At 65.2% G+C, this 12,950-nt stretch carries 12 protein-coding genes; 2 read left to right on the forward strand and 10 right to left on the reverse strand.

What is annotated here, in order from left to right; translation table 11 throughout:
* Positions 1-164: 164 nt before the first annotated feature.
* Positions 165-1,202 (reverse strand): diguanylate cyclase domain-containing protein, encoded by a 1,038-nt coding sequence (locus tag GGR00_RS15640; protein WP_184699938.1) that lies wholly within the window; start codon positions 1,200-1,202, stop codon positions 165-167.
* 234 nt (positions 1,203-1,436) lie between these two features.
* On the opposite strand from GGR00_RS15640, the gene GGR00_RS15645 reads away from it, so the two are divergent.
* Positions 1,437-2,969, forward strand: coding sequence for a YifB family Mg chelatase-like AAA ATPase (locus tag GGR00_RS15645; RefSeq protein WP_184699939.1), 1,533 nt, complete (start codon positions 1,437-1,439; stop codon positions 2,967-2,969).
* Positions 2,970-3,033: 64 nt separating this feature from the next.
* Here the strand turns inward: GGR00_RS15645 and GGR00_RS15650 are convergent, their stop codons facing one another.
* The 3 genes from GGR00_RS15650 to GGR00_RS15660 form a co-directional block, all read right to left on the reverse strand.
* Positions 3,034-3,597, reverse strand: coding sequence for a GNAT family N-acetyltransferase (locus GGR00_RS15650; RefSeq protein ID WP_184699940.1), 564 nt, complete (start codon positions 3,595-3,597; stop codon positions 3,034-3,036).
* Positions 3,598-3,742: 145 nt separating this feature from the next.
* A complete protein-coding gene (locus tag GGR00_RS15655; RefSeq protein WP_055982031.1) occupies positions 3,743-4,372 on the reverse strand; it encodes a transglutaminase-like cysteine peptidase in 630 nt (209 codons plus the stop codon).
* A gap of 305 nt (positions 4,373-4,677) precedes the next feature.
* Positions 4,678-5,949: a polyhydroxyalkanoate depolymerase gene (locus GGR00_RS15660; RefSeq protein WP_184699941.1), complete on the reverse strand. Its 1,272-nt coding sequence runs from the start codon at positions 5,947-5,949 to the stop codon at positions 4,678-4,680.
* A 342-nt stretch (positions 5,950-6,291) separates the two neighbouring features.
* Between GGR00_RS15660 and GGR00_RS15665 the strand changes: the two genes are divergently transcribed.
* On the forward strand, positions 6,292-7,032 hold the full coding sequence (locus GGR00_RS15665; protein ID WP_184699942.1) for a metallophosphoesterase family protein: 741 nt from the start codon (positions 6,292-6,294) through the stop codon (positions 7,030-7,032).
* Between the two features lie 60 nt (positions 7,033-7,092).
* On the opposite strand, the gene GGR00_RS15670 is transcribed toward GGR00_RS15665, so the two are convergent.
* The 6 genes from GGR00_RS15670 to dnaK all read right to left on the reverse strand — a co-directional run bounded on the left by GGR00_RS15670 (position 7,093) and on the right by dnaK (position 12,755).
* The gene (locus GGR00_RS15670; RefSeq protein WP_055982026.1) at positions 7,093-7,380 is read right to left on the reverse strand and encodes a DUF1330 domain-containing protein; all 288 of its coding nucleotides are present in this window, start codon (positions 7,378-7,380) and stop codon (positions 7,093-7,095) included.
* 21 nt (positions 7,381-7,401) lie between these two features.
* Positions 7,402-8,100 carry an orotidine-5'-phosphate decarboxylase gene (pyrF, locus tag GGR00_RS15675; RefSeq protein ID WP_055982023.1) on the reverse strand — a complete coding sequence of 233 codons (699 nt, stop codon included), beginning with the start codon at positions 8,098-8,100 and terminating at the stop codon, positions 7,402-7,404.
* The gene (locus GGR00_RS15680) at positions 8,097-8,693 is read right to left on the reverse strand and encodes an NADPH-dependent FMN reductase (protein WP_055982021.1); all 597 of its coding nucleotides are present in this window, start codon (positions 8,691-8,693) and stop codon (positions 8,097-8,099) included. Before GGR00_RS15680 ends, pyrF begins: the two co-directional genes overlap by 4 nt.
* 115 nt (positions 8,694-8,808) lie before the next feature.
* The gene (gene pmtA / locus GGR00_RS15685; protein WP_055982018.1) at positions 8,809-9,414 is read right to left on the reverse strand and encodes a phospholipid N-methyltransferase PmtA; all 606 of its coding nucleotides are present in this window, start codon (positions 9,412-9,414) and stop codon (positions 8,809-8,811) included.
* 99 nt (positions 9,415-9,513) lie between these two features.
* Positions 9,514-10,647: a molecular chaperone DnaJ gene (gene dnaJ, locus GGR00_RS15690; RefSeq protein ID WP_055982014.1), complete on the reverse strand. Its 1,134-nt coding sequence runs from the start codon at positions 10,645-10,647 to the stop codon at positions 9,514-9,516.
* A 191-nt stretch (positions 10,648-10,838) separates the two neighbouring features.
* Complete coding sequence (gene dnaK, locus GGR00_RS15695) at positions 10,839-12,755, reverse strand: molecular chaperone DnaK (RefSeq protein WP_055982012.1); 1,917 nt, start codon at positions 12,753-12,755, stop codon at positions 10,839-10,841.
* Between the last annotated feature and the right edge of the window lie 195 nt (positions 12,756-12,950).

A 12,950-nucleotide genomic window follows, 5' to 3' on the forward strand; every position in this document is an offset into this window, starting at 1 on the left:
TGAGAGGGCAGGGCGCCGCAACAACGTCTCGGGGTTGTTGCGGCCTATCTGTCTGCTGACTTGGCTGTGCCCATGTTCATGTCGCGACTGCTCGCCTTGATCTCCAGGGCAGCCATATCAGCAGGGTTTGCGCGCAACAAGCCTGTGCGGAGACGGATCGGGCCTCAGGCGGCGCGATGGCCGGGCATGCCGGCCGTATCGCTCGGCTTGAAGATACGGAAGGTGTTGCGGCCCGCCGCCTTGGCCTGGTAGAGCGCGGTATCGGCCCTGACCAGCAGCTCCGATGGCGTGCCGGCCTCGAACAGGGCGATGCCGACGGAGGCGCCGAGCCTGAGCAGCGCACCGCAGTGATCGATCGGCTCGCCGAGCCTTTCGATGATCGCGCGCGCCAGCTCGGACACCGCGGAAAGGCCGTGCTGCGGCCCGGTCAGCACAGCGAACTCGTCACCGCCGATTCGAGATACGAGTTGCGCGCCGCAGCAGGCGGCTTCGAGCCGCCGCGCCACCTGCTTGAGACACTCGTCGCCGACCATGTGGCCGAAGGTGTCGTTGATCTGCTTGAAGCCGTCGAGATCGACCAGCAGCAGCGCGCCGACGGCGGGCTTGCCGGCGTCGGACGCAGTCAGTTCCTGCAGCGTCGACTGGAACCGGCCCCGGTTGGCGAGCCCGGTCATGACGTCGAACTCGGCGAGGTAGCGCATCCGGTCGGCGAGGATCTTCTCTTCGGTGATGTCCTGCTTGAGACCGAAGATGCGCACGGCGACGCCGTTCTCGCTCTCGACGCAAGCGGTGATGCGTATCCAGCGGCGGTTGCCCTTGACGGTGACGATCTCGGCGTCGAGGCCGAAGCCGGTGCGGTCCTCGATCGCCTTGCTGCGCCTGACATGCAGCTCCGCCGCCGACTCCGGCGCATAACACTTGACGATCTCCCTGCGCTCCAGCACCGAGCCGCGCGGCAGGTCGAAGATGTCGTAGACGACGTCCGTCCAGTCCAGCGCCTGATCGGCGAGATTGCATTGCCAGACGCCGATGCGGGCGGCGGCCGAGGACCTGTCGAAGATCTTCTGGCTGTGCGCCAGCGAGGCAGCCTGCTGCTCGATCAGCGCAGCCTGCGCCGCGAGCTGCGCCTCGAGGCGCGCGATCCTGGCCGCGCCGCGCTGCGGCTGCCGTCCGACCTTTCGCTTAGACAGCCCGTGGCGCATGGTGAGCGTCGATCGCCTTGTTCGTGTGATGCGCCTTATATTCGCGCACAAGCATTTAATATTCCCTATCCAGCCGGCACGATCCAGCTGCTTTGCCGGGTCGATTTGTGGCGCTAGCATCGCCGGATATGTTCCCTAAATGTTCTTGCGTTCCCATGCAATCTATGCTTGTCTTGCCCAACTTCTTCCACGACCTGTTCGCGCAGGCGAGGGGAGGCCGGGCGGAGGGGCAGCATGGTTTCGCGCGTGCGCACTGTTGCGTTCCAGGGCATCGAGGCGGTTCCCGTCGACGTGCAGGTGATGGTCGCGCCGGGCAAGGTCGGCATGCAGATCGTCGGCCTGCCCGACAAGGCGGTGGCCGAGAGCCGCGAGCGGGTGCAGGCGGCGCTGCATGCCTCGGGCCTGTCGATGCCGGCCAAGAAGGTCACCGTCAATCTCGCTCCCGCCGACCTGCCCAAGGAGGGCAGCCACTACGACCTGCCCATCGCTCTCGGCCTGATGGCGGCGCTGGGCGCGTTGCCGGGCGACGCGCTCGCAGCCTATGTCGTGCTTGGCGAACTGTCGCTCGACGGCACGATCGCGGCGGTCGCCGGCGCGCTGCCAGCCGCCATCGGCGCCAATGCCGAGGGCAAGGGGCTGATCTGCCCGGCCGCCAGCGGGCCGGAAGCCGCCTGGGCCGGCCCCGAAATCGACATCCTGGCGCCGCGCAGCCTGATTGCGATCGCCAACCATTTCCGCGGCACACAGGTGCTGTCGCGGCCCGAAGCCGGCATCCACGCGCCGGCCACCGGCATCGCCGATCTTGCCGACATCAAGGGCCAGGAAAGCGCCAGGCGGGCGCTCGAGGTGGCGGCCGCCGGCGGCCACAATCTGCTGTTCGTCGGCCCGCCCGGCGCCGGCAAGTCGATGCTGGCGGCGCGCCTGCCCTCCATCCTGCCGCCGCTGTCGCCCAAGGAGCTGCTCGAAGTCTCGATGATCGCCTCGGTCGCCGGCGAACTGGCCGAGGGCAAGCTGACCGACCGGCGGCCGTTCCGCGCACCGCACCACTCGGCCTCGATGGCGGCGATGGTCGGCGGCGGCCTGCGGGCGAGGCCGGGCGAAGTGTCGCTCGCCCATCACGGCGTGCTGTTCCTCGACGAGTTCCCCGAGTTTTCGCCACAGGTGCTCGATTCGCTGCGCCAGCCGCTTGAAACCGGCGAATGCATGATCGCGCGCGTTAACCACCGCATCACCTATCCGGCCCGGATCCAGTTGGTCGCGGCGATGAACCCGTGCCGCTGCGGCATGGCCGGCGAACCCGGCTACCGCTGCCTGCGCGGCACACGCTGCCAGTCCGACTACCAGGCGCGTATCTCCGGTCCGCTGCTCGACCGCATCGACCTGCGCATCGAGGTGCCCTCGGTCTCCGCCACCGACCTGATCCGAACGGCCAGGTCGGAGGCGAGCGCGGATGTCGCGGCGCGTGTCGCCCGGGCCCGCACGATCCAGCGCGAGCGGCTGGATCGCCACGGCGTCACCGGTGCCACCACCAATGCGCAATGCTCCGCCGGCCTGATCGAGGACATTGCCATCCCCGATGCCGCCGGGCTGACGCTGCTGCGCGATGCCAGCGAAAAGCTCGGCTTTTCCGCCCGGGCCTATCACCGGGTCCTCAAGGTGGCGCGCACGCTCGCCGATCTCGACGCCAGCGAGGCCGTCGGCCGCATCCATCTCGCCGAGGCGATCTCCTACCGCATCGGTTCAGAACGCATGGCCCAGGCGGCATAGGCGAGGGGCCGGGAGCGATTTCAGCCCCCTTTCGTCGTTCATCTAAAAGAACGAGCGGTCCCTGTCACGGGCTGCCTTGACCTGTCCTGGCACCCGGCTGATCGAGAAATAGATACCAGAACAACGCCGGTGCAGCGTCGTTGCCTTCCGTCGCCAAGTAGAGCAATCGATCGATTCCGCCGAGCTGGAAGCCATAGGCTGCATAGAACCTGCAGGCCGGAAGATTGTTGCCCTGCGTTTCTAGGCGAATACTGAGCAGTTGTTTGTCCCGCACCCAGGCAACCGCCGCATCCATCAGGCGGCGCCCAACTTTGCGGCGGCGAGCGCTGCGATCGACCGCCAGATCCGCGACTGTGGCCAGCCTGTTCCAGGATTTCTGGACCGCGATGAACCCGACAGCCATTCCATCCAGCAAGGCCACGAACACGGCGCCGTCGGCTCCACTCAAAAGACCGCTGATCGAACGCGCGTCGAAACCGTAAGGCTGCTCAGATGGCTCGTGAGCCTGAACCGCATCCGCGCTGGCCAAGGGTGGCGCCACCTGAAACGAGTAGTCACGCTCTTCCAATTGCCGCAGCAATTCCGGTGAGCCTGGGACAATGCGGATCTTATGATCCGAGGCGGACAATCCAGATTGCTCCTTCGCCAACGCATCCGCATGCCACGATAGCAGGTGTCTTTACTCGACATCGGCCACGTTGGAACACGCCCGGCTGGATCGCGCAGACAGCGTCGGGTTTGCGACGCCGCGGCTGAAGGGCTTGCCTGACCGGTTACTTGACCGAACCGACCATCGATTCCTGGCCTTCGCGGATCGAAACCCAGCGGCCGGTGTTCTCGCTCGACTGGCGCTTGAGATAGCGATAGCCGGTCTCGTCCCACTGGCGCACGGTGTCCGTCAGGTTGTCGAGCACGAAGTCGCCCTTGGAAGTGCGCACGGTCAGCACGGCGTGGCCCTCGCCGTCGGGCTTGCGCACGACGGTGATCAGCAGGTTCGCCAGCGAGACGCCTTCCTGGCTCAGCGTGCGGCGCTTCTCCAGGACGTAGTCCTCGCAGTCGCCCTCGCCATTGGCCGGATAGGTCCAGACCTCGTCGCGGCCATAGATGTCGATGTCGTTCATCGGCTTGATCGCCGCGTTGGTGGCGACGTTGACCGCCACCATCTTGCGCCACAGGGCGCCGGTCATCTGCTCGGGACCGGTGTCGCGCTGCTTGATCGAGCACTCTCTCGGGTTGAGGCGGCAGAAGTCGTAATGGCCGATCGGTTGCGAGGTCAGCCCGCCCGTGACCATCGGCTCTGACGCCGCAAAGGCCGCGCCGGCAGACAAAAAGGCGCCTGCCAACAGCCCAAGAAACACACCGGTACGCCCCGCCGCGCACCGCACGCCTGCTGCGGAAATCATCTGCCCCGCTCGCCCCTTTACATCGTTAACAAAACGTTAAGGTCGAGGGTGGCCCGGAGTCAATCGAAGCTCGCGGCAGATTGCAGACATGGTTACCGCGCGTGATGCGACGCGACTATTGTGCAACAGGATGCATCGCGTCAGCTGGCAAGCGACGAACGGCTTTCGGCACGGCGCACAGCATGGATTCAAGGGCTTAGGCCGTCGACTGCGCTCCGTTCGGCCCCCACAAAGCAGAAGGGCCCGGCGGTTGGCGCCGGGCCCTTCTGTGGATAAGACGGATCGTCGCCTGCGGAGGCCTGAGATCAGGCCTTGCGCACCAGCCGTGGCTTGGCCGGCTTGCGCGCCGACGCGCCATAGCTGGCCATGAAATCGACGATGCGCGGCACGATCTCGGCGCGGAAGCGCGAGCCATTGAAGACACCGTAGTGGCCGACGGCCGGCTGCATGTAATGCGCCTTCATCTCCCCGGGGATGTTGCGGCACAGGTCATGCGCGGCCTGCGTCTGGCCGAGGCCGGAAATGTCGTCGTTCTCGCCCTCGACGGTGAACAGCGCGACGTTGCGGATCGCCGATGTGTCGACCGGCTGGCCGCGATGGGTCATCTCGCCCTTGGGCAGCGCGTGGCGCACGAACACTGTGTCGACCGTCTGCAGGTAGAACTCGGCGGTCAGGTCCATCACCGCCAGATATTCGTCATAGAAGTCGCGGTGCTTCTCCGCGCTGTCGCCGTCGTTCTTCACCAGGTGCATGAAGAAGTCCTTGTGGGCGATGATGTGGCGGTCGAGGTTCATGGTCATGAAACCCGACAGCTGCAGGAAGCCCGGATAGACGTCGCGGGTGAAGCCCGGCGCGGGCCACGGCACCTGCATGATGACGTTGTTGCGGAACCAGTCGATGCTCTTCTTCTCGGCGAGCTCGTTGACCGCGGTCGGGTTGCGCCTCGTGTCGATCGGCCCGCCCATCAGCGTCATGGTCGATGGCGCGAAGCGGTCGCCTCGGGCTTCCATGACGGCGACGGCGGCCAGCACCGGCACCGAAGGCTGGCACACCGCCATCACATGGGTGTCGGGTCCCAGCGCGTGGAACATGTCGATGACATAGTCGATGTAGTCGTCGAGATCGAACTTGCCCTCGGTCACCGGCACCATGCGGGCATCGGCCCAGTCGGTGATGTAGACGTCGGCATGGGGCAGCATGGCCTCGACCGTGCCGCGCAGCAGCGTGGCATAGTGGCCCGACATCGGCGCGACGATCAGAAGCTTGGGATCGGGACGGCGGCCGGCGGGCAGGTCGCGCTCGAAACGGATCAGGTTGCAGAACGGCCGCGACCAGGCGACCTTCTCGGTCACCGCCACCGGCTGCCAGTCGACCACCGTCTTGTCGAGGCCGAAGGCCGGCTTGCCATAGCGGCGGGTGGTGCGCTCGAACAGCTCGGCCATCGCCGCCACGGAGCGGCCGAGCGGCATGTGCGAGAAGGGATTCAGCGGGTTGGAATAGAACAGCTTGACCGCATCCGCGTACGCGCGCGCCGGCTGCAGCGCGGCATGGGTCGATTCATAGAGCTGGTAAAACATGATGTCCTCATACGGCCATTCGGGAGGCGAGCCGGCCGGAGGCCCGTCATGCAATGCAGCGAAAGGTAGCAAACATCTGCTGCGATGCAATATCCGACTTGGTGCGAAACAGGGTCATCCTTTAGTCCAAGCTGTTGAAAAAGCGTTTCCAATGCGCCCGCCGGCTTACAAATGGCATGCCTTGACATTGTGCAGTGCCGAAATCTGACGCACGAACAGGCAGGCGCAGACATCGCAGGTGCGAACCGGAACACGCCGGCCAGCAAGGCGGGAGGCCCTGTTTGCAGCCGACGGCAGCTTGCACTAGCGTCGCCCCTGGCGCGGATACGGACGGGAAGGCCCATGCGGATAGCTGCAATCGCTGATGTTCACGGAAACGCGCTGGCGCTCGAGGCAGTCATCGCCCACATCCAGGCGTCCTCGGTCGATCTCGTCGTCAATCTCGGCGATCTGGTCTCCGGCCCGTTCGATCCGGCGCGCAGCGCGGACATGCAGATTGCACTCGACTGCCCGACTGTTGCCGGCAATCACGAACGCCAGTTGCTGGCAGGCGATACGGGGTTTTCGGATGCCTTTGCGAGGCCGCGCCTGACCGACGCGCATTTCCAGTGGATCGCCGGCCTGCCGGCCACGCTCGAATTGGCCGATGGCGAAGTGTTTGCCTGCCACGGCAGCTCGGCCGGCGGCGACCTCGAATATCTGTTGGAGGACGTGAGTTCCGGCCGGCCCATGCTGGACAGGCAAGAGGCCATCCTGCCTAGGCTCGCTGGGATCGGCCGGGCACGCGTGGTCCTGTGCGGACACACCCACATCCCGCGAATCGCCACATCAGGAGGCGTGCTGATCGTCAATCCCGGCAGCGTCGGCATGCCGGGATATCGCGACACGTCGCCCGTCCCGCATGTGATGGAGGCAGGCACGCCGCACGCGCGCTATGCAATCGTTGAAAAGCTCGCCGGCGGATGGGCGGCGGAACTGCGCGCCGTTCCCTATGATTTCGAGGCCGCCGCACGGCAGGCGGAGCAGGCCGGCCGCGATGCGGTGGCCTATTCCGTCCGCACCGGGCGGATGCCGCCCGCCTGACGGCAATAGCGCGGCGCAGCCTGCCAGGAGAACTGCGTCAGCGCCTCCGCAGCTCGAAAGTCAGATGCCCTCTACCAGCATGATCTCGCCGTCGGCGAATTGCTGGCGGATCGACTTGGCGTGCTGGTATTCCGGCGAGAAATAGCAGTTGCGGGCGTCGTCCATCGAGGCGAACTCGATGATGACGTTGCGGGCGCGGCCGGGGCCTTCCACCGCCTCATGGGCACCGCCGCGGGCGATGAACTTGGCGCCGAAGCGCTCGAATGCCGGCTTGGCCGCAGCGACATAGCCCTTGTAGCCCTCGGGGTCGCGCACGTCGACGCGTGCGATCCAGTAAGCCTTGGTCATGAATTCCTCCCCGAAAAATGCTCAGGCCTGCGCCATCTCTTCCAGGATAGCCTGGGCGGCGGCCCGCCTGTCAACCGCGCCGACGATCGGCCGGGCGACGACGAGATGGCTCGAGCCATTGCGGATGGCATCGGCCGGCGTGACGACGCGCTTCTGGTCGCCGTGGTCGCTGCCCGCCGGACGGATGCCCGGCGTCACCACGGCCATGCTCGGGCCGACGATGCGGCGCACGGCGGACGCTTCGCTGGCCGAGCAGACGATGCCGCCCATGCCCGCCTTGAGCGCCTGTTCGGCGCGGCGCAGCACCAGCGTGTGCGGGTCGTATTCGTAACCCGCGTCGATCACGTCCTTTTCGTCCATCGAGGTCAGCACGGTGACGGCGAGCAGGCAGAGGTCGCTGCCCCTGGCCGCCTCGACGGCTGCCTTCATCGCCTTGGGATAGGCGTGCAGGGTCAGCATCGTCATGCCCATCTTGACGATGTTCTCGACGCCCTTGGCCACCGTGTTGTCGATGTCCAGCAGCTTCATGTCGAGGAACACCTTCTTGCCGTCGCTGGCGAGTTCGCGGGCGAAGTCGAGCCCGCCGGCAAAGGCCAATTGGTAGCCGATCTTGAAGAAGGTGGCGGTGCCGTCGAGATCGCGCACCGCCCGCTCGGCGTCCTTCACCGTGGGCACGTCCAGCCCGACGATCAGCCTGTCGCGCACTGCTTCAATGTTCATGGCTCGGTCCTCGTTGACAGCAATATCGCCCGCTGGATCAGTTCGCGGCACAGCCGCTCCATGCCCTTGCGCAGGCGTTCTTCGCGGAAATCGCCGTTGTCGTCGAAGGCCTGGCCGCCATGCGGCACCGAAACCTGCGGCGAGATCACGTCCATCTGGATATGCGACAGCACGGCACGCAGATGGTTGGCGCTGCGGATGCCGGCGAAATGCCCGTCGGAGGAGGAGCAGATGGCCACCAGCTTGTCGGGGTAGGGACGAAGCCGCGTGGTGCCGTCGCGGCTGACGCGACTGACCCAGTCGATGGCATTCTTGAGCAGCGGCGGCATCGAGCCGTTGTATTCGGGGGTGGCGATCAGCACCGCGTCATGCATGTCGATCAGGCGGGCGAGCTTCACGGCGTTTTCGGGCACGCCTTCCTGGTCTTCGAGGTCCTCGTTCATCAGCGGCAGCGCATAATCGGCCAGCGAGATGCGGGTCACGTCGGCGCCCTGCAGCGCCAATTCCTTCTGGGCGCAATCGGCGGTCCGGCCGCTATAGGCGCCGGTCCTGGTCGAACCGGCAAAGACGAGGATCCTGGGAATTATCGGCATCAACCATCCTGCTGCGCGCGTCCAGGCGCGCGCTCAGTGTCATGGCTGCGGGTATAGAGCAAATCGGAAAAACGTGAAGCGGTTTTCAGCCCGGATGCGCACCCGAGCGGCAAGGTCAGTGCTTGCCGCGGCGATAGACCCAGAGCTGGGTCGGCGGGATGTTGCGGATGACGAAGTCGAAGTGCTCGACCGTGTAGTTGCCCAGTCCCGGCGGAATCGGCGACTTCGGCCCGTAGGTGAGCTGGATCACCGGGCGGCCGGCGGGAATGCGCTTGAGCAGGCCCTCGAGATAGGCGACGCGGCTGGCGACGGGGAAGTTGAGCAGCGGCACACCAGAGATGACCGAATCGAACACCAGGTCCTTCTTGTCGCCGAGCGTGGCGTCGAGTGCGAAGGCATCGCCCTCGATGACGTTGACGCGCGGGTAGAGCCGGCGCAGGTGCTGGACGAAATCGGCTGAATATTCAACGGTGTAGAGATCTTCCGGCTTGACGCCGTGGGCCAGGATCGCCTTGGTGATGACGCCGGTTCCGGGGCCGACCTCGAGCACCGGCAGGCCGGACCTGGTGTCGATGACCGAGGCCATGCGCTTTGCCGTGACCGAGCTCGTCGGCACGATCGAACCCACGGCTTTCGGCTTGTCGATCCAGCCTTTGAAGAACTTCAACTCGTCGTCGAACTTGGCCGCAAGGGTTTTGCGCAATCCGGAACCACGTGGCATCGCTTTGATCTCCTCACCCCTGCTGCGGGAGAAATACCAGCAAAGTGGCTCAAGGCAAGCGGAAAGCTGGCTCAATTTACGTTACGGCAGAAACAATTCTCACTTCTCGCCGAAGGACTCGAAAAAGTCCTTCATGCGCGAGAAGAAACCGCTCGACTGCGGCGAATTCTCGGTCGAGGACAGCTTCTCGAATTCCTCCAGCAGCTCGCGCTGGCGCCGCGTCAGGCTCTGCGGCGTCTCCACCGCGGTCTGGATGTAGAGGTCCCCGACCTGCGGCTGGCGCAGGATCGGCATGCCCTTGCCCTTGAGGCGGAACTGGCGGCCGTTCTGGGTGCCTTCGGGCACTTTCACCCGCGTCTGGGTGCCATCGAGCGTCGCCACCTCGAACGAACCGCCAAGGGCGGCGGTGGTCATCGAGATCGGCACCTTGCAATAGAGGTCGGCACCGTCGCGCTGGAAGAACTCGTGCGGCTTGACCGACAGGAAGATGTAGAGGTCGCCCGACGGGCCGCCGCGCAGGCCGGCTTCGCCCTCATTGGCGAGGCGGATGCGGGTGCCGTCCTCGATGCCCGAGGGAATGTTGACCGACAGCGAGCGCTCCTCGGTGACGCGGCCCTGGCCGGCGCACTTGCCGCACGGGTCCTTGATGGTCTGGCCGCGGCCCTGGCACTGCGGGCAGGTGCGTTCGATCGAGAAGAAGCCCTGGCTGGCGCGCACCTTGCCGTGGCCGGCGCACATCGAGCAGGTCACCGGCTGGGTGCCGGGCTTGGCGCCGGAACCGGCGCATTCGGTGCACAGGATCGAGGTCGGCACGCGGATCTGCGCGGTCTTGCCGGCAAAGGCCTCCTCGAGCGTGATTTCCATGTTGTAGCGCAGGTCGGCGCCGCGTTCGCGCCCGCCCGACGAGCGGCGCTGCCGCCCGCCCATCATGTCGCCGAAGATGTCCTCGAAGATGTCGGCGAAACCGCCGGCGCCAAAACCCTGGCCGCCGCCATTGCCCATGCCGCCATTCTCGAAGGCGGCGTGGCCGAAGCGGTCGTAGGCGGCGCGCTTCTGCGGGTCCTTCAGCGTCTCGTAGGCTTCGTTGATTTCCTTGAACTTGTGCTCGCAGGCATCGTCGCCGGGATTGCGGTCGGGATGGAACTGCATGGCGAGCTTGCGGAAGGCCGACTTCAGCTCCTTCTCGTCAGCGCCCTTCTGAACGCCCAGCGTTTCGTAGAAATCAGCTTTCATATCTTCCCGCTGCCGGTTGCCCAATGTCTTGTGGCATTGTTTGCCGGTTTCCTGGCGACAGGCTTCGATTTAGTGAGCCTGAGGCCGCGATGCCAGAGTTTGCGCGGCTTGCGCCGCATTTTTTCGCTTCAGGTTGCAAAAAAGCCCGGCCAAACCGCCGGGCTTTCTTGTCAGAGCCTCGAAATAGGCACTTAGGCCGACTTCTTCTTGTCGTCGTTGTCGTCGATTTCCTCGAAATCGGCGTCGACGACGTCGCTGTCCTTGGCCGCGTCAGCCGCGGCGTCGGATTCGGCCGCTTCCTTCTGCGAAGCCTCGTACATCGCCTGGCCGAGCTTCATCGAAGCTTCGGCGAGCGCCTGCGACTTGGCATTGATCGCTTCTGCGTCGTCGCCCTCGGTGGCGGTCCTCAGCGCGGCGATCGCATCCGAAATCGCGGTGCGGTCGGCCTCGGTGACCTTGTCGCCATAGTCCTTCAGCGACTTTTCCGACGAGTTCAGCAGGCTTTCGGCCTGGTTGCGTGCCTCGACCAGCGCCTTGCGCTTCTTGTCGGCCTCGGCATTGACCTCGGCGTCCTTGACCATCTTGTCGATGTCGGCGTCGGAGAGACCGCCAGAAGCCTGGATGCGGATCTGGTGCTCCTTGCCGGTGCCCTTGTCCTTGGCCGAGACATTGACGATGCCGTTGGCGTCGATGTCGAAGGTCACTTCGATCTGCGGCACGCCGCGCGGTGCGGGCGGAATGCCGACGAGGTCGAACTGGCCGAGCATCTTGTTGTCGGCAGCCATTTCACGCTCGCCCTGGAAGACGCGGATCGTCACGGCCGACTGGCTGTCCTCAGCCGTCGAGAAGACCTGGCTCTTCTTGGTCGGGATCGTGGTGTTGCGCTCGATCAGGCGGGTGAACACGCCGCCCAGCGTCTCGATGCCGAGGGACAGCGGGGTCACGTCGAGCAGCAGCACGTCCTTGACGTCGCCCTGCAGCACGCCGGCCTGGATGGCGGCACCGAGAGCAACCACCTCATCGGGGTTGACGCCCTTGTGCGGCTCCTTGCCGAAGAACTGCTTCACGATCTCCTGGATCTTGGGCATGCGGGTCATGCCGCCGACCAGGACCACTTCGTCGATCTCGCCAGCCCTGAGGCCGGCATCCTTGAGCGCTGCCTTGCACGGCTCGATCGTGCGCTGGACGAGGTCGTCGACCAGCTGCTCGAACTTGGCGCGCGACAGCTTCAGCGTCAGGTGCTTCGGGCCGGTGGCGTCAGCGGTGATGAAGGGCAGGTTGATTTCGGTCTGGGTCGTCGACGACAGCTCGATCTTGGCCTTTTCCGCAGCTTCCTTGAGGCGCTGCAGGGCAAGCTTGTCGTTCTTCAGGTCGATGCCCTGTTCCTTCTTGAACTCGGCCGCCAGGTACTCGACCAGGCGCATGTCGAAGTCTTCGCCGCCGAGGAAGGTATCGCCGTTGGTCGACTTGACCTCGAACACGCCGTCGCCGATCTCGAGCACGGAAATGTCGAAGGTGCCGCCGCCAAGGTCATAGACCGCAATGGTCTTGCCTTCGGTCTTGTCGAGGCCATAGGCCAGCGCTGCCGCGGTCGGCTCGTTGATGATGCGCAGCACTTCGAGGCCGGCGATCTTGCCGGCATCCTTGGTGGCCTGGCGCTGGGCGTCGTTGAAATAGGCCGGAACGGTGATGACGGCCTTCTCGACCTTCTCGCCGAGATAGGCTTCCGCCGTTTCCTTCATCTTCTGCAGGATCATCGCCGAGATCTGGCTGGGCGACTGCTTCTTGCCGCCGGCCTCGACCCAGGCGTCGCCATTGTCGCCATTGACGATCTCGTAGGGGACAAGCTTCTTGTCCTTGGCGGTGACCGGGTCGTCATAGCGGCGGCCGATCAGGCGCTTGACCGCAAAGACGGTGTTTTCAGGATTGGTGACCGCCTGGCGCTTGGCCGGCTGGCCGACGAGACGCTCGCCGTCACCGCTGAAGGCGACGATGGAAGGGGTCGTGCGCGCGCCTTCCGCGTTCTCGATGACTTTCGCGTCCTTGCCGTCCATGACGGCGACGCAGGAATTGGTCGTTCCCAGGTCGATGCCGATAACTTTTGCCATTTTTACGTCTTCTCTCCGCTAAGCAGGCTTTCCGGACCCATAAAGGCGTTCCGACGAAAGCCCCTGTTCACTCGAAATGCCGCTCCGGACACCGGTTTTCCGGGCCGAAGCGGTGTTGCGGCGTATATAAGAACAGGCTTCTGGCAGCGCAAGCGTTCTGCAAATTTCCTGCGCCGGGACTCGGCAAAAGCCTGT

It is taken from the genome of Aminobacter aganoensis (assembly GCF_014206975.1).
Classification (GTDB): Bacteria; Pseudomonadota; Alphaproteobacteria; order Rhizobiales; family Rhizobiaceae; genus Aminobacter; species Aminobacter aganoensis.